We start from the raw sequence: 20258 nt of genomic DNA on the forward strand, positions 1-20258 counted from the left end.
CACGTCCACCCGTTCACTATCCTGATATTATTGTTCCCGTCGGCACGCATTACAAACCACTGGTTTTACCAAGTGGTTAATCTCGCGAGAAATATCTTACGCTACGTAAGGGACAGATCTGGGTGGAGTTTGGATCGGTTTGGGGTTTCAGGCTTTCTGCCGCTGCTGCGCCGTTCTGATCTGGGTCAACGTATCGAGGTTCTGATTCACGCGGCAGTAGAATTCCTCGTCGATGAAAGGCCGCATGATAAAGTCGTTGCCGCCGGCCTTCAGGAAGCGGGCGGAGAGCAGTCGGTCCGTCGAAGAGGATACGCCAATGATGCGCAGCTGGTGCGAGCCAACCGTCCCGCGAATGCGCCGCGTCAGCTCGAAACCGTCGATATCGGGCATGTTGTAATCGGTGATCATCAGCGCGATGTCGGGATTGGTTTTGAGCAGTGCGAGCGCCGTCGAGCCGTTCTCCGCCACGCTGACACGGAAATTGTAGCGCTTCAGCCGCGTCGATAGCAAGGCGCGGGCGGTGGCACTGTCATCGACGATCAGCACGTGGTGCTGGTGATTGGTCAGGAACCGACAGACGGATTCCGCCAGCATATCGACTGCGAAGACATTGTCTTTCAGAATATAGTCGACTATCTCCTTGGACATCAACTGATCGCGCGTCGTCTGCTGGAAGGTTCCCGTAAAGACGATCGTGGGAATACTAAGGTCAACAAGATAGTTAAGCGCCTCCCCCTTCTCCGCACCTGGAAGATTGATGTTGGAAATCGCCAGCGTGATCTTTTCGGAAGACTTGTCGTAAGCCAGTTCAAGCTCTTCAAAGCTGCGGCAAATTTCGACATCGATGTCAAAAAGCTCTTTGAGCCTCTTTGAAATCATGGAAGTGAAGACATTTGAGTCCTCCGCAACAAGAATACGATGATGCGAGAGAGACGCGCCGGAATACTGCATCCCGGAAATGCCGATAAACGCCATGATATGCCTTCGTAATTTGAGTGTTCCCCAAGCTAAGGCGTAACCACAACCCTTTGCGAAAGCGTTAAATTTAGAGAGCATGAAAAAGCGTAGCGATGTTCCTTTCCCCGCTCCGTTTGTTCTCCGCGCAAAGGAAAAAGGCGCGGAATTGCTTCCGCGCCACTCTCGAAAAAATCGTCGTCCAATGTTTACTTGACCGACGCAGAGCCACCCTGGATTTCGACATCCTCACCGCCGTTCAGAGCGATACGGTCGCCGTTGGGCAGGGTGACGAAGCAGCCCGACGGGCAGATCGTCTCCGTGGAACCGGGTTCCAACGCGATCTCCGCGCGGTTTCCGTCTTCCACGACCACCAGAACCTGGGTATCGGCGTCCTTGTTGGTGACGGTGGCAGCCATGGCCGGAGCGGTCATCGCAGCCGACACGAGCAGCATCATGATCATTCGCTTCATTATCGCCCGGCGCCCGGCGCCGCCCCTGTTCAACAAGCCCGGGAGAAACAGTACCGTTCCTCAATCGGATTTGCATCACGTTTTATGCGGGGACGGCTGAATGCAGCGTGAATGCGGCATTCATGTGCCGGAAATCAGGCCTCGGGCTCTTCCTCCGCCCTCGGGCGGCGCATGCGCGCCGCGGGCTTGGCAAGCTTTTCGGTCGCCTGATCAAGCAGAGCGGTAATGATCTCGGCCCCCTCGGGCGAAATCTTGATCGGCACTTCCGGCGCGGCCGGGCCCCCAAGCGGGATCTCTTCCGCACGGAAGCGTTCAAGAATGGCGGTGCGAAGCTCCGATTTTACGGCCGTACCATTCAGGATATCGGCCAGATAACCCCTCACCTCGAAATCCAGCGTGGCCGAGGAAAACGCCTGGAAGACGATCACGGGTTCGGGATTGCGCAAGAGGCCCTGCTGGGCCCGGACAACCTCCGTCAGGACCTCCTGAATGCGGCGCGGATCGTTACCGGCGTGAACGCTGAGCACAATCTCTACGCGACCTAGCTTGTTGCGGTGCGTCCAGTTGCCGACCTGACCGTTGATGAGCACTGAATTCGGCACGATGACCGTCTGGCGCTGAAAGGTCTCGATTTCGGTGGCGCGCACAGAGATGCGGCGCACGAATCCCTCAGTCGTGCCGGCCACCACCCAGTCCCCCACCTTGAAGGGGCGTTCGGCAAGCAGAATGAGGCCGGAGACGAAGTTTGATACGATGTTCTGGAGACCAAAACCGATACCGAGGGAAAGCGCACCGGCAACGAGGGCAAGGCTGGAGAGATTGATGCCGGCCGCCGATATGCCGACGAGGCCGGCAATGGCGACACCGGCATACCCCACCGCCGTGCGCACGGAATTGCGCACGCCGGCATCGACCTGACTGCGCGCCAGCACATTGCCGTCGATCCATTTCTGAAACCATCGTGTGACGATGAAACCGAGCGCAAAGAGCGCTATACCAGCAAGGATGCCGATCAGAGAAATCGTAATGCTGCCGATGCGGATTTCCGTGAAAATCCGATAGGCCCAGGATTCGATATCGGCGACCTGAAAGCCCCATTGCAGCAATACCAGCGGCACGAAGCAGACGAAGATCAGCAGATAGATCGCAAGGCCGGCGGCAAGACCGATTTGGTCGAGCGCCACCGGGCCAAGACCAAAGCGCTGTTCCAGCCGCTTGCCGACATTCGTCGCACCGAAGGCATCCGGCGCGGAAACGGCGCGCCCGGAAAGGAACCCGATATAGGCCGTCACGACGATCGCACCGGTCACCACGATCTGCGTCGCGACGAAACGCGCCATGCCGACATAGCCGAGCAGCGAGGAGAAGATCAGACCGAGCCCCGTCAGGATGAGCAGCACGAAGATCGAGCGTGGCCACGGCCGGCCCGGCGCATTCGGCGCCTCGCCCTGATGCAGGACGGGCCGGATGAAGGCGGTCATGACCAGGAGCACGCCGATGATCAGCGAGGCGAAGAAGCTCTTGACGACCGTCAAAACGACCGGAGACCCCAGCACTTCGCTGATCGAGCCGAGGAAGTAATCGGCACCGTTGACGAGCGCCATGCTGAAGATCGAGAGCCACAACAGCTGCGCGCCGCGGTCGGAAACCCGGATCAGGCGCCAGTGCCCGTCGGCGGGCGAAAGGACGGCATTCGCGAGCTGCGCGACGAAATAGATGGCGACCATCACACCCAGCGCAGTGGCCACCAGCGGTGCAATGTCCGAACGCAGAACGTTGAACGTATCCAGGAAGAAGTAACTGGCTCCAGCAAAGGCACTTGCCGCCATGGTCGGCAGGATGGTCGACCAGAAGGCGACGGAGAGACGCGTGATGTAGTGCGGCTTTTCCTGCTGCGCGACGCGGGTGATGTAGGGCGAGAACAGCCGATAGCTACCGGACAGCAGCACGAGTGCGGCCATCAGCGAAAGGGCCACGGCACCGAACAGCTGGGTCCGCTTGAACTTCCAGACAAACTGCAGCCAGGCCGTTACGGTTCGGCCAAGCGTCGCTGTCTCGTCCATGACAGCGCCTGAGGCCTCGCTAAACAGTTCCGTGTTGATGTCGGTGCGCTTCAGGATCGCGTCGGTGAAAAGCTGCCGGCGAATTTCCGTGATGCGATTGGAAAGCTTCGTCGCCTCGATGGAGAGATTTTCGGCCTCGCCGGTCAGCGCGTTGATCTCGTTGCGCTCCGCGGTGAGTTTCTTGCGTTCCTCCTTGACGACATCAGCCTCGGGCGGTGCACCTTCGGCCGGCGGATCGCCGAGTTCCGCCTGGCGGGCCTTGATCGCTTCGAGACGGGGACGGGTCGCAACCGAGGTCGCAAGGATCGCCCGGTTCAGCGTCTCGGCCTCGACCTTCAGCGCAACGAGCCGGGCATCGTCATCCTGCGCCTTGTCGACCCGCTCGCGAATGCTGTTCAGCTGCGCACTCGCCTTGTCGAGATCGGCGCTGGCCTGTTCGAGCTGCGTCGTGTCGGTCGCCGGTACCGCCGGCGTCTGGGCGACAGCCGGCGGTGCAGCAAGCAGCAGAACGGTAAGAAGGATGGAAACGATACGGGAGATCGGCAAGAGGCCATCCTCGATGAACAAAAACAGGCGACGCATCGCAGACAGGCGATTCTGTTCCCCTTCTAGCCATGATTGCGGCCATTTTAAACCGGTCAGGCCGCGTTGCCGCTGCATCGCCAATGAACTCAGGCGTGTCGACCGTACACCAAAGCCTCGCCTTGCAGCATTTTCCGACGCCGACGTGGCGCCGCTTCGGCTTGAAACGCGTTAGAAGCCGGACCCAGGTTCGGCGAGATAGGCAACTTCCGCCGGCGTCGAAACGCGCCCGACGAAGCCGTTGCGATGCGGAAAACGGCCGTAGGTCGCAATCACCTCGCGGTGGCGCATCGCATAGTCCAGATACATCTCGTCGCCATGCGCTTCGAAGAGCTTCACCGAAAGATCCTGATCAGCGAGATCTTCCGAATGCTCAAATGGCATGTAGAAGAAATGCCGGCGATCATATGCGACCCCCTTGTCAGCCCCCGCCTCCACCGCCAGACGCGCCTCACGCAATGCGATCCAGTCCGTCGCAAAGGCCATCGGCGATGCGCGGTACATATTGCGCGGAAACTGGTCGAGCACGATCAACGCGGCAAGCCGCGCCTCAGGATCTGCCCGCCATTCCGGCGTCACTTCGCGGGAAAGCGCCAGATGGGTGGCAGCGAACTGCTCATGCACACGCGCATCCAGCTCCGGCGTCGACTGAAACCAGTCCTTGGCGGTCAGCACCCCGCACCAATAGCCGACCACCTCCTGCGGCGTCCTGATCCTGCCGTCACTCATGCGCTTTCACTCCGTTTTCTTGAGTTGAGATATGGCGACAGGAAGGAGCATGACAAGAGCAAAACATTACCGTCAACAACGTCTGCGGTGCCGACGATTTCCGGTCCCCTGGTCGGGTTGCGCGACCAACCTTTTTTGCCTTGTTCTCCCTACAGGCACCATCCTTCTTGGACTGGCACCGTTGTTTCAAAAGCTCTTTCCCGGGCGAGAGGCGAAAAGGACGACATCTACAATCCGGAGCAAGAATGCCAGCCGACATTGAAACGGACGCAACACGCACAGCGCTCAAGGCACTCGATACCACAAGCGTCAAGCTGCATTCCTATGGAACGCACCGTCGCCGGCGAAGGCCAAATGGGAACCTTCGTGTGGGAGGATGGGATTACGCTGCACAGATCACAGCCAACATGCAGGAAGGTCTTCTTTTCAAAGCTGGGGGCGTAATCAGCGACAATGGCGCCTGGGTGCACCAGTTAGAAGGCGAGCCGCACATCGGCATGTGGGCGCAATGACCTCGGCCGCAGACAACAAAACGGCAATTGAGGCCGCGATCAATTGCTTTGCGGCAATTTATCCGACCCGAGCGAGAACGCTGCGAATCCCGCAAGACGTTTTCAGTTTCAGCTCTCTGTCGATCCCCGTGATAGCCACCGTTTTCTCTTTTCGGGGAGAACTTCTGGAACGGCCATCTTCACTGCACGGACGTAACGGCAACGCCCGCGACTAGCGTTCTTTGCCAAGTGGTCAAAATGATAGGCATCAGCCCGGCTTCCGATGTCGCATACACGAGCGTCAAGAAGGTTGGCGTAGAGCTCGACAAGGGCCTTCGGAAACGCTCGACGTTGCTCCGTGCGGACGTTTGGATGGTTAGGTAGCGCGAAATGTTTCCAAATCAGCCAGTTGGCGCGGCATGAGGAAGACCTATCAAAAAGCTAAGTCTGGAGTAATCCACTTCGTGATCGCGACATTCATTATTGGGATGGTTTTGCTGACGCACATGATGTTCTGGACGCCAGGCGAGACGAACTTCGCACAACGACAGCCAAGCATGATAGCCGGTTCCGCGCGGCGAACGTCAAATGACCTTATTTCATTTCTTGCTAATGCCGCGACATGCGCGCATGATTGATTTTCCAGCAGCCATCGAAACGGGCGCTGCTGTTTGAGGGCTTGCTACCCTGGCCCCAAGCGAGAGGAGGACTACATGTCTTCCGACTTCATTCTTCGCCAAAATCGATATCTCATTGCTACGACTGTGTCGCAAATCGTTGTTGCGGCGAGCATCATGATGATCGTCTACGTTCTTGCGGATGGTTGGCTTTGGTAGGCCTGCGGCTGGCCAGCCGGAAAGCAGCCGCGAGATTTCGAAGCGCTGCCTATCGGCCACTCCCGACCGCCGCGAATGGCATTGCAACAGAGGCCGGTAAGCTTCCGGACGAGTGTCTCATGAGAACGACCGAAACCGAAATCACATTCATCAAGCCGTTCCAGCTTGAACCGCTCGTTGAACTACAGGAGGCCGGAACCTACCGGCTTATCGTAGATGAAGAACTCATCGCCGGTTTAAGCTTCCCCGCATACAAGCGTGTTGCCACCCACCTTGAAATACCACGCATCTCGGCGTCTACCGTCGTCCGGCAACGCCTTCAGGTTTCCTATAACGAGATCCATCGGGCTCTAGCCCTTGATGCCAGCAACGCTGCTGCCTCGGGGCGTGAACCGTCTGCCTAACATTCGGGCGAATACCGCCCTGCGAAAGGATAAACTCATGTCTTACGTGATTTCCAACGTGAACTTTAGCCCGGCAAGCAACCGCATAATAAATCAGATGCTTCAAAAGGCTGGGTACGTCACAGGGAGGATGACACCCCTCGTCGGCCCGTTAGCAGAGCAATCCCGCGTCGTACTGCAACGCTTCATGGCTGGCGTTCTGGATCGCGATGATAAGCATTATCCATCAGGTCCGATTGCCGGAGCAAAATACGGACGCCCCTGATTAACGCGCACCTCTTGCCTCGACCCACCTGAACTCAGCGTAAGGGTCCTTACCGCATCAAGCGCCTACGCCACGTGGAGGCGATAGTTCGCCCAGACGCTACGACCAATCGCCATCTCGGTTGCCCATTCGGCATCGGATTCGTTGAGTAGCGTCAGAAAACCACTGTTAGCCTCGATCTCATCCGGGCTACGAAACCCTTGCTCGCACTCCTCGCAGTGTCCGTAGACATCGCCTGTATCGACCTCGCGGAACAGGAACAGCCGACCATTTCGACAAGCTGGGCAATCGCCAACATGATACTTAGCCATGAGGCTATCGTGGATGGATCGGCCAGGAAAGTCTAGGCACGTAGACCCGGCTACGTCCTGGCTTGGCCGCTGGGCTTTGGCGACGTCACCCTCAGATGGCTTTGGAATGGGTACGACGGGGATTTCGCTCCATCCAGTTGAGCTACGTCGCGAACGCTCGATCAAGGCGCTCGTCCGATTCCAGACTTGTTGGGATTTTTGGCCGTGCCTGTCATCCGCACGTCTCCCGCCGAAGCGCGGCAAGCTGCTCTTTTTTCTTCTGCCGATACTCGCGGAAATATGCGCGGCGCTGGTCGGCCTGGACGCTTGTGGGCTTAATGCCGAGATCAAGGTCAGCACGGGCAGCCATGAGGTTATAGGCCTCGCCCTCGTCGATGCCGCATGCCTGTGCTGTTGCTGCGCTGTCTCAGCCATGAAGGGCTTAGGCTTCGAGGAACGTAATGGCCATGCCGCCACCTCCTCAATTTTTTCAACGGCAATCACCTGGCTGATCTTGAAACCGGAAAAACTCAAAAATAAATCTCCGACCGGCGCTCGATTTCGGCGCCCCCTTGTTGATCACCAACGTTTTCAGTGAGGTAGAAATGAACTCGAAGGTATTTGATAAGCCTGTCTATCTGAAGGAACGCAGGGACCTGATCAGAGAGATAACGTGCTTGGAAGACGCCATCGACTTTCTGGAAGAATGGCCTGAACGGGACCGTGACATAGTGCACGATGCTACCTTGAAGAGCTGCTACATGGCTTTCGACGGCCACAAGCCCGTAAAAATCGGTCGCGATGCCATCCGCGCCTTCGGGGAAAAGAAGGGCATTCTCGCGAAGTCTCCCGGCATTCAGCCGTGGATGATCCGCTCGCGCTCTGGAGGGGAGCGCGTTTCGCCCTAAATCGGTTGGGCCCAGGCCGGAGGTCGCCGCTGCGGCCTCCGCGCCATATGCGCTCGTCCGAAAGCAAGAGAATGGATATGAGCCGACATTATCTGGCAAGACGATATGTCGTCGAACAGACCCCACTCATCGCTGGGCAACGTCACTCCCAGCGAGTTCGCGATAAAAATGGCTCTGGAAAACAGGCCGCATGAGTCCAGATTGAAAACCAAGACTTTCCTGAAATCTGGAGGGAATTGGGGGCTCAGGTCAATTTATTTATTTCATAGAAAAAATGCGGCAAAAGGCCGCCTTTACGCGACCGCTCGTACCACTGTAAAGTTATATATTGGCCGACGCAGCACGAATTACCTCCTTTATATCACGCGATAGATTGCGCGCCACTTCCTTGTCAACGCCGGCAAGCAGGACGAGAGCCCACCGTGCCGCGTTTAGATGGATTTCTCGGACAGGCGCCTCACCGCGCTCAACTTTCAAGTATACCATCGGAGATGACCCAATTTCTTTTGCAAATTCCTCAATCGAAAGCGTCGAAACTTCTCTCATCCACTTTAAAGATTTAGCGGTCATTTCAGAATGACGCCTTCATTAGTACTCTCCTCAAAATATCACTCACGAACCATACTCTCTTGGAGAGTTTTCAAATTCTTCTTTGTCACCTCCCACAGCATGTCTCGGCGCTCCGCAATTTTAGACCGAAGCCTACTTTCCTCTTTGATAAAAGTTTTCAATACCGATATCATTCGATCAACGGACTCCTCCGGTTTTTTGCGGTCGAACGGCGCGGACATGCTCTCTTCCCCGAAATACTGAAAAGCGAGAGGACGACGAACCGGCCTCGTGTTTAAAAAACTTGCAGGCGTGTCAAAAGACGTGAATGGCAAGAAGCCGTGTAGGCGATTTCCGAAGGCAAAGCGGTATCCGCTGAAGTCACGCGCCAGATCGGCATCTTGGTGCAGCCTGTTAGGAAACGACTTCGTCCGATTCGCTCGGATCGCCTTTAATCGTCCGTCTTCAGAATATTTCGGAGAATTGAAGCATCCCTCCCCTCGAAAGAGGTCGGCCGCCGCCTCGTTCACATCCGTTGCGTGATTAGCGAACAGGACCGGAGTCAAACCCTCCGCCCTGACTGCTTTGACGAAACGCTTGATGGGATGGATGGCTATTTCCTCGGCCGTCAACTTGCCAAAGCCTAAATTTATGGCCACTCTATCCGACGCCTGATGCTTCATGCCGTAGACGCGATCCAGAAAAATCGATGGACACGGTTGGAAAATCAGCTTTCGGTGATCTTCATGCGCGATATGCCCTGATATTTTCTTTATGTCAGCATCGCCACGGAGGAACAACCATCTGCTCACTGTCGCAAGATGGGCCAACAGTTTTTCGGAAGCGCCGAAAAAATCTCTATAGCCGGGGGCTGCGTTTGTCCCGCTGCCGAAAAAGAACACGCGCCTATCCTGTCTCGACCAATCGTCCAGGAGTTTATGCGTTACGTGCTGCGCAAATATTCGGCCTGGCTCATTGGAATCGTCGGATCCGGAGACGATTCCGCCAGGTCCGAAGATAATGTTCCGGCTGAAACATATTTCATCGTATTTTTGATTCTTGATATGGCATACCGTGGGTGGAACAGATGGCTCAATATAACCGCAAAGCAGGCGCTGTGCTGTGTAGCCGATCAGGTTGTCTCCCGCGTTTCCTGCGTCTCGGAATGTTATGTAATCGAAATGCATTTCCTGTGACACCCTGCTCTGAGCTATAGTTTGTAGTCCTCTATAACTGTGACCGCGGCCTTGAGCCAAGCTTAAAATCGACGATCTATCGTCAAATGCCCTTAACGGATCGAGACATAGCACTAGGTAATGCCATAGTCGGCGTCGTCAGATATCTGACCGCCAGCGCTCCGCAGATCGACAAGGCCACCAGTTCCCGAATCTTGTGGGAGCGCCACGACAATGTCGACAGGACGACATCCGATAGGGAGATCGTCATGAAGGGCAGACTGGAAGAGCCGAAGGCGGGTCACACCTTGGTCGCTGCGGGCGCTTTGGCCGTCGCCGGGCTGCTTATCTCGACATCCCGACTTGGATCTTGTTTGGGTTTTGAGGCCTATGGCGCTTGGGTAAGCGGTCGCATATGTCGATCTCGCTTAATGTAGCAACTGTTGAACTAGGCTTTGCCCGTGCGTTTGATTTAGGCCTTCTTCCGTCCTATATGGAGTACGCGCCAATTTTCGTTGAACCCTCCATGGATATCTACCCAGATTATTTGGCGCCTGTCGTCCGAAACAACAACGGGGTTAGAGAACTGGCGCGCGTCCGATGGGGCATGCCGAGCTCGAGCCAAGCCATTTTCCAGGCCGCCACGAAGCGAGCGGACAAGCTCCGTGCAAAGGGCAAGGATTTCGATTTAAACGATCTTTTGAAGGTAGAGCCGGACGGCGGAACCACAAACGTTCGAAACACCAGCTCGAAGCATTGGAAACGCTGGCTCGGTGTCGAACACAGGTGCGTTGTGCCATTTACCCGATTTGCAGAACCAGATCCGGCAATGAAGCCGGACGGAGGCAGGACTCCCAACGCATGGTTCGCTCTCGATGCTACCGAGCCGCTTGCGTGGTTTGCTGGAATATGGGTGCCGCAGTGGGAAAGTGTGCGGAAAGTGAAGGAAGGACTGATCAAGGCCGATCTCTTCGCGTTCCTGACGACTGACGCCAACGGTATTGTTGGCCCTATCCATGAGAAGGCAATGCCGGCGATCCTCCGCAATCAGCAAGAGGTCGAACTGTGGCTGACTGCTGATTGGCCGGAGGCGAGCGCATTGCAGCGGCCGTTACCCAATAACGATTTAGTAATCGTTGAGAGAGCGGTACCAGTCGGCGCCGCCGAAACTACTCAACCGAACCTGCTATGAACGACCTCGACACGGCACACTTTGCCGGTGAACGTGCTGATCGCAGACAGGCTTGATACAAACTTAGGCCCGCAAGAACCCGCACATTGACCTATTAATGCCCATCATCCAATTTTAAGCTTCGCTAAAACGTCGACGGATGAATTATGCCACATCGCAGTAAGTATGTTGGTCGCCAGTGTACCGCTTGTTCTCGATAAACTTGAGAGAGGCGTGCATCCAACTGCGGCAATCCGCTCGGAAGCCTCATCAACTTCTGACGATGCCTAAGGCGCGAAGCCGCCTCTTACCAAGAAGGCGACAATGCCGGTAACGATCCCGCCGACAATCAGCCGGTTGATCCATGTGAGCGACGTCTGAATATCGTGCACGGACTTTTCGAGGCCGGAGAAGCGGTTGTCGATGCGGGTCTCCATCGCGTTCCACTTCTCGTCATGGCGTGCCGATTCGATGTCGCGCTGCTGCTTCCAGGTTTCCAGCAACGTCAGACGTTGGAGCAATCCTTGAAGCGAGTGTTCGGCGCTCACCATCCGGCTGCGGAGGTCGGGCTCATCCGATGGGCTCATGTGGCCCATCCGAGGCGTTTGGCGACGGCATAGAGGCTTTCCACGCCGGCCGAGATCAGAGCGCCGATGCCGGCGGCAATCTCGGGGTCATTTTCGATCATATGGGCGATGTCTTCGGGCAGGATGCCCTTGAGAATGAGATACCCCGCGAGATAGCGCAGGAGGATTCGAGCTGTAACGGCAGAGGTCATTTGCGCCATCCTGTGATGATGTTGAGAAGAACGGTGAGCAGAGCCGATAGCCAGCCGCCGGACGGCACCGGGCCTTGGGCAATGACAGGGGGCTTCTCGGGTTCGGCGGGCTTGGGCTTTGACTCAGGGATCGGGATTGCGGAGGACGCGGCTCCCCCGGCATAGCCAGCATCGCGCAGGGCCTTTTCGAACGCTTTGGCATAGCCGGCGATCAGCGCGGCCCTGTCCGTCCCGTTGACGATCCGGCGAGCGCCCTCGTAGTCGGCCCGGCCGTCGCTGATATAGTCGGACAGCGATTTGCCGGTGAAGCTGCCAAGCTCCATGCCGACGAAGAGGATTTTCACCGCAGTCGAAAGCTCCAGCGCCTTCGAAGGGTCCTTGACGAGATCGACGCCGATCAGCAGCCCGAGCTTCGAGTAATTCGGGTGATGCGTGATCTGGACGAGGCCGCGGCCGAACCACGATTTTCCGTTCGCGTCCTTCCGCCAGTAAGGCGTCTTCACCCACGGCAGCTTTCCGCGCTTCCACGCGCTCTCCAGCGCCCGGATTGCGTCGTCGTCGGTCGTCGCGAGGGTTTCGCGGACGGCCTGCATGGTGTGCGCGCTCTCGTGATAGGCCGTGGCGAGGATGTAGGCGAGATGCCGGAGCGGCGTCCCTCGCCTCTCCGCCTCGTCAAGGATGGCTTCGACACCCTGCGCCTGGCTTTGAGAAATAGACGTGCCTAAGATGCCGGACGCGCGAGCGCGCGCCGACTCATAGAATGCGCTGCGGTTCATGAGCGAATTCCTCTTGTTGGATTAGTAGCCGAGCGTAATCAAGCGCTCCTGCACCTGCAGGGTCGTGGTCATGGGAACTCCTTTTGGGATTGGTTTTTCAGCCCGCCGGGATCGACGGGAAAACGTCATTGACGTAGGCCTTGAGTGCATTGCCCGGCGCAGCGTTTTCCGCGGCGGATGCGCTCGCGATGGCGACCATGGGAAGGCCCTTACCGACACCTTCCCCGTGGTCCCGTCGACCAGGTCAGGGGTGCGGCGGGCGACGAGGAGACGGTGCACAACACAAGATTGGGGCAGCCTGCCGCCGGACACCTTGACCGGCAGCCCTTAAAATGAGACGTCGAGGTTCCGATGAGACGGAGTGAGCAAGTGCCAGTTGATACTGTTGACCTTTGCCCAGGCGTACGCGTTCTGAAGCACTCGGCCGCAACAGCAAACGTTGTCGCCTTTGGTGGTCTCAGGCCGCAAGGCGGGTTTGGAGCGCCAGCCTTCGAGTTCGTCAGGACACTATCCGAGCTTTCGTACAACGTCGTTTTCGTTCGAGACCTCACCCAGAGATGGTTCAATTTTGGGATCGATAATTTTTCGTCCGATATGGACGACACGGCAACACAGATCACTGCCGTCATACAAAGGTCTTTGGACCCAAGCTTACCGCTTTATACCATCGGGAACTCTGCCGGAGGGTACGCCTCAATCTTCTACGGCGAGGCATTAGCGGCGCATGTCGCGCTGGCAATATGCCCACAAACCCTGATTTCCATGCCAACGTTGCAGCGATTTGGAGACAAAGGCTGGCCACAACTAACGAAGTTCGAGCCGACCGTCCCAGATCTCCGCGCACATGTGACGGGAAGGGCAAGGAAGATTCACATCGCCAGCGGATGGGAGAAACCTGCTGACATGGTGCACGCGGGGAATCTCGCAGGATGCGCAAACGTTGCGATAGAACCCATCAGAGCCAAGCACGACGTTGCGACGAAGTGGCAGGCCACCGAAGGTGGACTTGCCATGAGAGTCAAAGAGCGATTTGAGTCTTAGGTTCAAGTAAGACTCAAATCACAGACTTGCGCTTGCGCTCGCGCTAGACTGCTAAAGCGCGCATCGCGCCTTGGATACCGCTCTGGTTTCGCACTTGCGTATGTCGCGATGAAGAGCGTCTCCTATTGTAACTAGAATCATGCTGTAAGATCATAAATTGGCCATCGCAGCGCGAATTACTTCTTTGATATCCTGCGGGAGCTGGCGCGCTACTTCCTTGTCAACTCCAGCAAGCATTATGAGGGCCCACCGCGCCGCATTTAGATGCACGTCACGTGCGACTGCTTCGCCGCGTTCCATTTTCAAATATGCTTGTGGCGATGAACCAATTTCTTTAGCAAAATCTTCCGCGGACAGCGAGGACGACTCTCTCAATTCAATTAAGTGGTGATTACTCACTCTACATTGCCTCACGCTTTCGCAGAATTCGCTTCTATCATGCAGTGCGGGGAACAAGCAATCGTCCGTCAATCAACCCCACCATAAACGCTGGGCGACGAAACTCACCATATTACGCCCGTTGAGTATTTGCCACTAGATTGGCGCACACCCAAATAATCGTTGGTCTCGGTCGATCATGAATCTCGGATTCAGGCGTCGCAGATGAATTCGGTGGAACGCGAACTTCGTCGACGTACAACGTCAACTCCCTCTGTCTTGTAATCCCGTTTGAGAGCAGATACGCAACATACTAATTGATCGCTAGACTGCTTTCGCGTGAGGAATTTATGAGAATTGCGCTATTGAACTCGCTTTTCCCCAAGCTCGGAATTGGTGGCTCCGAGATGTCAACGTTTTACCTCGCTCAGGGATTGAAGAAACTCGGACATACCGTGCAAGTTTTCACTCAAAGCGCTTCCGCTGAAGACGTAGAAGAAATACACGAGGGCATCGACGTTTACCGCTGCGGTTCTCCCCTAGGGCATGGGCCCAACATCTTAGCGGAGCCGCGTCTGCAGCGTATGTATTCCGCCAATCCAACGAAGCCGAAAAGCCTATCATCAAGGATGGCGCCCACCATTCTTGAATTCCAGCCAAACATCATCCACACAAATGTCATCGGTGATCTGCCGGGATTCTGGAAATTGGCTTCAGACTACGGAATTCCAGCGATCCACACTCTAAGGTCCTACACGCTCCTTTGCCACCGTCGCATGCTCAGGGGAGAAGCGCCTTGTGCGCGCCAATGCTCAAATTGTCTCACTTCGTCCCGCGCCGAAGGACGCGGCCGGTCCGACGCTGTCACCGGCGTTGTGGCCATTAGCAAGCACGTTATGGATGTACATAGACAAGCCGGCTGGTTCTCGAATGTCCCGGTGAGGAGCATTATTGCCAATAGCTATGAGCAGGTGGCCGCTGAAACTGATCAACAGTCCAGCGGACGCGAATACGAATTCGGCTATATCGGTCGCATACATGAAACCAAGGGCGTTGACATTTTCCTCGATGCGCTTTCCGCGGTGACCACAACATTGGGGAGACCGATCCGCGCCCTCATTGCCGGAGACGGCAATCCGGGATACGTCGCCAATCTAAGATCCCGATATGAGACAGATGCTATCCACTTTGGCGGATATATGCCGCAAGACAACTTCTTTTCGAGGGTGAAATTCTGTGTAGTTCCATCCGTCTGGTATGAGCCATTCGGCCGCGTTTTCATAGAAGCCTTGCACCACGGCGTTCCGGTGGTTGGCTCGAAGCGGGGAGGCGGCGCGGAAGTCCTTAGTGCGTCCACCGGCTGGCTGTTCGATCCCGGACAACGCTCGCACTTGCAGGAGGCCTTGATAAAGGCATCGACCTTGTCGTCTTCACGCTACGACGCTATGGCTATAGCTTGTCTCAAGAGCGCTGAATCCTACTCCGTAGAGGCTATCGCAGAAGCGTATACCGATTTTTACCTCAAATGCTTGGGAATATCGAAGTGAAGGTACTCGTAGTCGCAACATCTCCCCTTCAGGTTCAGAACGGTATTCAGTACATTAGGCAAACAAATGGAGACTTCTCCCGATCAGTTCTGGCCCACGTGGGTTCTGCCCGCGATGAGGACAACGAACGTGCATTGACAATAGCTAATCGTGAGGCATGGGCAAGGATCGGCCGCTTTCCTCCATTTAGACCACTGAGGAGTAAGGACTTCGTCACGGTCGAAGATTGGCGCCGCGAGGAAACCTCTAACCGAGCTATATTCATCGAGGAAATCGCGCGTTTCTTCACCGAAGTAGGCACATCTCATTTTGAGACCGTTCTGCTTGGGGATTATCGCCCGATGTCCTTCAGGCAGTTCTTGCAGGCCACTGAGCACGGACGTCCTGAGGTTGTCTTGCTGGATGACGGGTCCGTATCACGGTATGTCATGCGCTTTCGCGAGACGGGGGCGGGTAAAGAGGAAGCGACTCGCGGAATCTTGCCTCACCTCGGGGCGGAGGATCCATTCAGGATTATGGAGCCGACCTCCCTCACCTACTTCACCATCTACGACGAACCGATCGCGCAAAGTGATAAAATACTGCTGAATAAACAGTATGAGGGTGCCGCATACCAAGATCTCCGTCTCCTTGACAATGAGGTTTGGATATGCGGCGCTAATCATGTCGAAGCTCGCCTAGCAAAGCAGAATGAATACATCGCCATTTGTGCCGCCGTCCGATCATGGTTTCCCGATAAAGTCGTTCGATATTTCCCTCATCGCCGCGAGCAAGCCGAAAAGCTCGAGATCATTCAGTCAAAAATTTCCGCAAATATCGAAGGATACAAATACGGAATCGAAGAGTACGTAAGGGAAACCAAGACGAGACCGCACCGCTTGGTCGTATTTGGCTCGACGGTGGCAGACACCCTCAGCCGAGCGTTCGCCCCTTCAGATACCGTCGTCGTTGCTACACCCAGCGAGCAATACTTCGTGAAAAAGGAACGCTCAGATCACATTAGGAATGTAATTCGCGACAACCTCCGTTCGAACACGCATGTCACCGGGATTTCACCGAGTACAAGCAATGTCGGGAGATGGTTTTCCGCAGAGAGCCATATGGAACGTGTTGGCCGTTCGATTCAATCCCCTGGCCACCTTCCCGACAAGCCTATGTATGAACAGTTGGATGGATTGAAGCGTGTCACTACCAAAGCTGGTTGGGCACGCCTCTGTGAACAAAAATCCGCTCATGTTCACAGAGCCATCCTTGGGAGCTTCCCCGGAGCGGAGCAAGACACCGCATTTCTACACGTCTTCAAGATAAGGACCGAGGAGCGCTACGCATTCAAACTACGATTGGCTGATGCGGGCGAGGGCGGGGACTTCGTTGAGGCTTCCGCAATGTTTGATGTACCAGGTACACACAAGCGTGAGAACGACTTTGGCCGAATTGTGCTGGAAATCGAGGTAAATTCTGAACGTATATCCACGGTATCGGTGTTCTTCAAAGCGCAGAAAAGTGTCCCAACCAAATTGCTACTGATAGCGCTGCAAGGCCATGGAGAGAGAGTGTCTCGTCACCGGGGCATCGTTCAAAACGGCTTCTCATTAGCGAGACTGCTGCCGAGGGAAGTCGAGACGCTGTCTCTGCCGACATCGCGGCAACCATGCTCAGTTCAAACCCGCCTTACACCCGGCGAATCTATATTCCTTGTCACAAGAGGACACGGGAGCGAGAAAGCCACACTCATCTGCATACATTCCGGTCATTTGACTACGCTGACGGCAACGAGCCTGAAAATGCCCATCTTCGGCGACTTCATTATACCGATCGTGCATGCGCAGAAGGCCGACGGTTTATCGGACCTTCTACACGGGGTATCAATGTCACGGCCGATCGTAATAGCAAGCCAAGATGAGAAAATGCTCACTTGCCATGGCTCGGATGGAGTGTTTGCTGAGATTGGTCTCGGGCCTGACATTGATGTGGCATTGCTCGATTTTCGATCGTTCAAGCCAATCGTCCTTCACGCCCATGAAAGCACTTCACCCTCGCGCGAACGGTTTGGCCTTACTTATTAATCGTTTTTGGCATGAACTTGTTAGTCCTGCACCAAGAACGACCTCGAAAAAACCGTCATAATTTTGTCCGTCGCCGCTTCTTCAAGGTGGCGATTGTCGTCTTGCCACGGGTTCTCACGAGCATTCATTATCATTTCATAAGACGGGAAATAGAAGAATCGCTCATCAGCGCCCATTTCCAGATGAAACTCGCCAATGGCTGCCCGTAATATTGCTTTAGAAAATGTGCTCGCCGGTATTACCGGCCTTCCGCTGTAGGTCCCCAGGAGAGGAATTGGTGAAAGCGTGAATATAATCGTGGCATCAGCTCTGTTTTTGCGAATGATTGAATAAATTCTACGGATGTTTTCCAAATTCTCCGCGTAAGAGATGATCCGGTTTTCAAAACGCTCGGAATTCAAACGCCTGTTTGGAACGAACTTCCAGAGGTAATCATCATTCTCTTTGTCGTACCACGCCTCCGTAAGTCCGAATGTCACGATGAAAACATCAGAGTCTCGTATAATGGATTTTACGCTATCTTCATCATGGTAGCTTTTTGCATCTTCTTGTTTCCCATCAATGATGATTTCACCTAGTTGCCTGTTTTCAAACGCCCACTCAAACTGCTTCAGCAGAGCGGGAGTGTGTACCATGATTTCATCAATTCGGATGAAATCGGAATTCGCATGCTTCCATTGGTGAGCATTTACGGTGTAGCCGCGCTTCGCGAGGTATCTGGAAACGTTCCCTGCAAAACAACTGCCAAATGCAGTTATCCTGTTACCTTTTGTGATGAAGGGCTCGGATGGAGCAAAATTACCCAGTATGTACCGCTCAGCTCCACCATCAGCCGAGATCGAAGATTTCGACGGCCACCGACTAATGCCGGCGAATCCGTGCTTCTCTAAAACTGAAAGCTTTTCTTCTGTCATTTTCCCACCCCGTTTTGGCAACGCTACAGCGATGAAACAGAGCGAAGCTATTTAGTCAAGATGGCGCAGGGAAGCCACGCGGCGATGGTGGGTCTGGCGCCATGCCTAGCGAGTGTTTTCCAGATTGCTACATTACACGCTGCGCCCGATCGCCTCTGCCAGCCCGACATGGCCGGGCCGCTCTTCGGCTGGAACGTACTCCATCCGGTATCCGCCAGGATAATGCCCCTGGAAATCGTCTTGCCGCTCCGGCCAGCAGCCGGGCAGAATGGCAAGATCCTGGCGCTGGAAGGTTTCCGTGGAGCTATAATGTGCGCCCAGCGTCGTACCGTCCTGCGCGATCAGCTTGCCGAGCATATAGCGCTCATCGAGGAGTTCGCCGGTGTTGTATCCGTAGATGAACGGCAGTTCCTCGATCGGCTTTTCGTCAGGGTTGAACGCCACATAGCCGTTCTCGCCCCAGATGATCATTCCTTCCGTCTGCATAGACTTGCTCCCTAGATGCGATAACGATCGCGTCTTTCCATGACCCCGACAAAGAACCGGCCGCTGGCGAGAGCGCCGGAGATACGGAACTCAACGCCGCTAAGCGGAAGATGACGATTATCGTTAGCCGAGACGGCCAGCGCGTCATTGCGCAGCGCTGCGGCGACTACCGCCCTGCTTCCAAGCCTCCGCTCTACGAAGCCGACAAGAGCATGATTTCGCCCCTCAACCCGCAGGGCATCATTTCCGCGACGGTCTATCTCTGGAAACAGGATCCGAAGACCAGCGACTGGTACGAGGTCACCGGTCAGGCGTTTTGGGAAGAGTTCGCGCCGGTAAAGGACGAATGGACCGAAGGAGACGACGGCCGGAGCCGCAAAACCGGAAAGCAGAAGCTGGACGATTCTGGAAATTGGTGCCGCATGCCTCGCCTGATGATTTCGAAGTGCGCCGAAATGCAGGCGCTGCGCGCCGGCTGGCCAGAACAGTTCACCGGCCTTTATGATGAAGCCGAGATGGATCGCGCCAAGGTGCTCGACCTGTCCGCCACCGAGATCGTCGAGCACGACAAGCAGGAAAGCCGCCTCAAGGCCGTCGGCGCCAAGGATGCCATCACCGTGACATGAGGCGACGGCTGGACGCTCGAAAACGTCCCGCTTGGCCAGTTCGCTGATCGGGCTCTAGAGTTCGTCAAGAACGAGACCCCCGATACCGTCGCCAAGTGGCGCGACGCGAACCGTGAGCCGCTGCGCGAGTTCTGGGCACGCAGCCCCGGCGACGCTGTTTCGGTGAAGAAGGCAATCGAGGCCAAGATCGCCGGCCACCATGTGCTGATGGCAGGCTGAGCGATGGCGACCTTTCTAATCCGAGACGAAACGGTTCACGCGGCGTTCGACACGCTCGAATTGCAAGCGCGACCGGCCGCGGCCGCAAAAGCCATGCGCGAACGCCGCGAAGATCAGCGCAAGCCCGCGCCTTTCTCAAGGCCTCCGGGAGTGTCGCCGAACGCGAGGCAAACGCCTTGCTATCCGAAGAGTACCAGATCGCTTGCGAGTCATACTACGCGGCTGTCGAGGCCGACGAAGAATATCGCAACACGCGCGGCAAGTGCGAGGCGATCATCGAAGCATGGCGGACTTGCCAGTCCAATTTCAGAGCTATGGGGAGGGTTGCATCGTGACCAGCACCATCCGCGTCAAAGGCTACGAGCGCCGCAAGCCCGAGAAGACACCCGACCCGTTCGCCGACAAGATCAGCGCGCGCCTCCATCAGATTCGCCGCCATCAGGCGAAGGCACCGCAACGCCAGTCCATGCCTACGATCATCGAAGGCCTTCGGAGCCTCGCCACGCTCATGCAGAAGGTGGGCCGGTGATGGCGGCG

General features: G+C 56.0%; 22 protein-coding genes and 1 pseudogene. 11 read left to right on the forward strand and 12 right to left on the reverse strand.

Annotated features, from left to right (window positions below):
• Positions 1-147 precede the first annotated feature (147 nt).
• The 4 genes from D0Y60_RS01700 to D0Y60_RS01715 form a co-directional block, all read right to left on the reverse strand.
• The gene (locus D0Y60_RS01700) at positions 148-975 is read right to left on the reverse strand and encodes a response regulator (protein ID WP_117366403.1); all 828 of its coding nucleotides are present in this window, start codon (positions 973-975) and stop codon (positions 148-150) included.
• A 188-nt stretch (positions 976-1163) separates the two neighbouring features.
• Positions 1164-1427: a hypothetical protein gene (locus D0Y60_RS01705; RefSeq protein WP_117366404.1), complete on the reverse strand. Its 264-nt coding sequence runs from the start codon at positions 1425-1427 to the stop codon at positions 1164-1166.
• A gap of 134 nt (positions 1428-1561) precedes the next feature.
• Positions 1562-4036, reverse strand: coding sequence for a mechanosensitive ion channel family protein (locus D0Y60_RS01710; protein WP_245409053.1), 2475 nt, complete (start codon positions 4034-4036; stop codon positions 1562-1564).
• 207 nt (positions 4037-4243) lie between these two features.
• Positions 4244-4801 carry a DUF924 family protein gene (locus D0Y60_RS01715; protein WP_117366406.1) on the reverse strand — a complete coding sequence of 186 codons (558 nt, stop codon included), beginning with the start codon at positions 4799-4801 and terminating at the stop codon, positions 4244-4246.
• A 245-nt stretch (positions 4802-5046) separates the two neighbouring features.
• Between D0Y60_RS01715 and D0Y60_RS24550 the strand changes: the two genes are divergently transcribed.
• The 3 genes from D0Y60_RS24550 to D0Y60_RS01725 all read left to right on the forward strand — a co-directional run bounded on the left by D0Y60_RS24550 (position 5047) and on the right by D0Y60_RS01725 (position 6797).
• Positions 5047-5313, forward strand: coding sequence for a hypothetical protein (locus D0Y60_RS24550; protein WP_147324479.1), 267 nt, complete (start codon positions 5047-5049; stop codon positions 5311-5313).
• A gap of 934 nt (positions 5314-6247) precedes the next feature.
• Positions 6248-6532: a hypothetical protein gene (locus D0Y60_RS01720; protein WP_117366407.1), complete on the forward strand. Its 285-nt coding sequence runs from the start codon at positions 6248-6250 to the stop codon at positions 6530-6532.
• A 37-nt stretch (positions 6533-6569) separates the two neighbouring features.
• On the forward strand, positions 6570-6797 hold the full coding sequence (locus D0Y60_RS01725) for a hypothetical protein (protein WP_117366409.1): 228 nt from the start codon (positions 6570-6572) through the stop codon (positions 6795-6797).
• A gap of 65 nt (positions 6798-6862) precedes the next feature.
• Here D0Y60_RS01725 and D0Y60_RS24555 read toward each other — a convergent pair whose 3' ends face one another.
• On the reverse strand, positions 6863-7108 hold the full coding sequence (locus D0Y60_RS24555) for a hypothetical protein (RefSeq protein WP_147324480.1): 246 nt from the start codon (positions 7106-7108) through the stop codon (positions 6863-6865).
• 106 nt (positions 7109-7214) lie between these two features.
• Here D0Y60_RS24555 and D0Y60_RS24560 point away from each other — a divergent pair, with 106 nt between their 5' ends.
• Both D0Y60_RS24560 and D0Y60_RS01735 read left to right on the forward strand, forming a co-directional pair.
• On the forward strand, positions 7215-7685 hold the full coding sequence (locus D0Y60_RS24560) for a hypothetical protein (RefSeq protein ID WP_147324481.1): 471 nt from the start codon (positions 7215-7217) through the stop codon (positions 7683-7685).
• A gap of 7 nt (positions 7686-7692) precedes the next feature.
• The gene (locus D0Y60_RS01735) at positions 7693-7995 is read left to right on the forward strand and encodes a DUF982 domain-containing protein (protein WP_117366411.1); all 303 of its coding nucleotides are present in this window, start codon (positions 7693-7695) and stop codon (positions 7993-7995) included.
• Between the two features lie 608 nt (positions 7996-8603).
• Here D0Y60_RS01735 and D0Y60_RS01740 read toward each other — a convergent pair.
• Complete coding sequence (locus D0Y60_RS01740; protein WP_147324482.1) at positions 8604-9731, reverse strand: polysaccharide pyruvyl transferase family protein; 1128 nt, start codon at positions 9729-9731, stop codon at positions 8604-8606.
• 403 nt (positions 9732-10134) lie between these two features.
• Between D0Y60_RS01740 and D0Y60_RS01750 the strand changes: the two genes are divergently transcribed.
• The gene (locus D0Y60_RS01750) at positions 10135-10911 is read left to right on the forward strand and encodes an SOS response-associated peptidase family protein (RefSeq protein ID WP_245409054.1); all 777 of its coding nucleotides are present in this window, start codon (positions 10135-10137) and stop codon (positions 10909-10911) included.
• Positions 10912-11177: 266 nt separating this feature from the next.
• Here D0Y60_RS01750 and D0Y60_RS01755 read toward each other — a convergent pair whose 3' ends face one another.
• Genes D0Y60_RS01755 through D0Y60_RS01765 form a run of 3 tightly spaced genes read right to left on the reverse strand, consistent with a single transcriptional unit; the run spans position 11178 to position 12444 of the window.
• The gene (locus D0Y60_RS01755) at positions 11178-11477 is read right to left on the reverse strand and encodes a hemolysin XhlA family protein (RefSeq protein ID WP_245409055.1); all 300 of its coding nucleotides are present in this window, start codon (positions 11475-11477) and stop codon (positions 11178-11180) included.
• Positions 11474-11668, reverse strand: a complete 195-nt coding sequence (locus D0Y60_RS01760; protein ID WP_117366417.1) for a hypothetical protein — start codon at positions 11666-11668, stop codon at positions 11474-11476. Before D0Y60_RS01760 ends, D0Y60_RS01755 begins: the two co-directional genes overlap by 4 nt.
• Positions 11665-12444 (reverse strand): hypothetical protein, encoded by a 780-nt coding sequence (locus tag D0Y60_RS01765; protein ID WP_117366418.1) that lies wholly within the window; start codon positions 12442-12444, stop codon positions 11665-11667. Before D0Y60_RS01765 ends, D0Y60_RS01760 begins: the two co-directional genes overlap by 4 nt.
• 369 nt (positions 12445-12813) lie before the next feature.
• Here D0Y60_RS01765 and D0Y60_RS01770 point away from each other — a divergent pair, with 369 nt between their 5' ends.
• Positions 12814-13485: a hypothetical protein gene (locus D0Y60_RS01770; RefSeq protein WP_147324483.1), complete on the forward strand. Its 672-nt coding sequence runs from the start codon at positions 12814-12816 to the stop codon at positions 13483-13485.
• 150 nt (positions 13486-13635) lie between these two features.
• Here the strand turns inward: D0Y60_RS01770 and D0Y60_RS01775 are convergent, their stop codons facing one another.
• Entirely contained in the window at positions 13636-13884 is a 249-nt protein-coding gene (locus D0Y60_RS01775) for a helix-turn-helix transcriptional regulator (protein ID WP_158565370.1), read from the reverse strand.
• A 329-nt stretch (positions 13885-14213) separates the two neighbouring features.
• Between D0Y60_RS01775 and D0Y60_RS01780 the strand changes: the two genes are divergently transcribed.
• Together D0Y60_RS01780 and D0Y60_RS01785 are read left to right on the forward strand one after the other, a co-directional pair.
• Positions 14214-15410: a glycosyltransferase gene (locus D0Y60_RS01780; protein ID WP_117366422.1), complete on the forward strand. Its 1197-nt coding sequence runs from the start codon at positions 14214-14216 to the stop codon at positions 15408-15410.
• Positions 15407-17476: a hypothetical protein gene (locus tag D0Y60_RS01785; RefSeq protein ID WP_147324484.1), complete on the forward strand. Its 2070-nt coding sequence runs from the start codon at positions 15407-15409 to the stop codon at positions 17474-17476. Before D0Y60_RS01780 ends, D0Y60_RS01785 begins: the two co-directional genes overlap by 4 nt.
• 20 nt (positions 17477-17496) lie before the next feature.
• Here the strand turns inward: D0Y60_RS01785 and D0Y60_RS01790 are convergent, their stop codons facing one another.
• Entirely contained in the window at positions 17497-18390 is an 894-nt protein-coding gene (locus D0Y60_RS01790; RefSeq protein ID WP_117366424.1) for a GSCFA domain-containing protein, read from the reverse strand.
• Positions 18391-18522: 132 nt separating this feature from the next.
• Complete coding sequence (locus tag D0Y60_RS01795; protein ID WP_117366426.1) at positions 18523-18876, reverse strand: hypothetical protein; 354 nt, start codon at positions 18874-18876, stop codon at positions 18523-18525.
• A gap of 83 nt (positions 18877-18959) precedes the next feature.
• On the opposite strand from D0Y60_RS01795, the pseudogene bet reads away from it, so the two are divergent.
• Both bet and D0Y60_RS01805 read left to right on the forward strand, forming a co-directional pair.
• Positions 18960-19721: pseudogene (gene bet, locus D0Y60_RS01800) on the forward strand (phage recombination protein Bet); the annotation flags it as partial.
• A gap of 331 nt (positions 19722-20052) precedes the next feature.
• Positions 20053-20250, forward strand: a complete 198-nt coding sequence (locus D0Y60_RS01805; protein ID WP_117366427.1) for a hypothetical protein — start codon at positions 20053-20055, stop codon at positions 20248-20250.
• The last annotated feature ends 8 nt before the right edge of the window (positions 20251-20258 follow it).

Origin of the sequence: Shinella sp. WSJ-2 (genome assembly GCF_003432075.1) — a bacterium.
GTDB lineage: Bacteria > Pseudomonadota > Alphaproteobacteria > Rhizobiales > Rhizobiaceae > Shinella.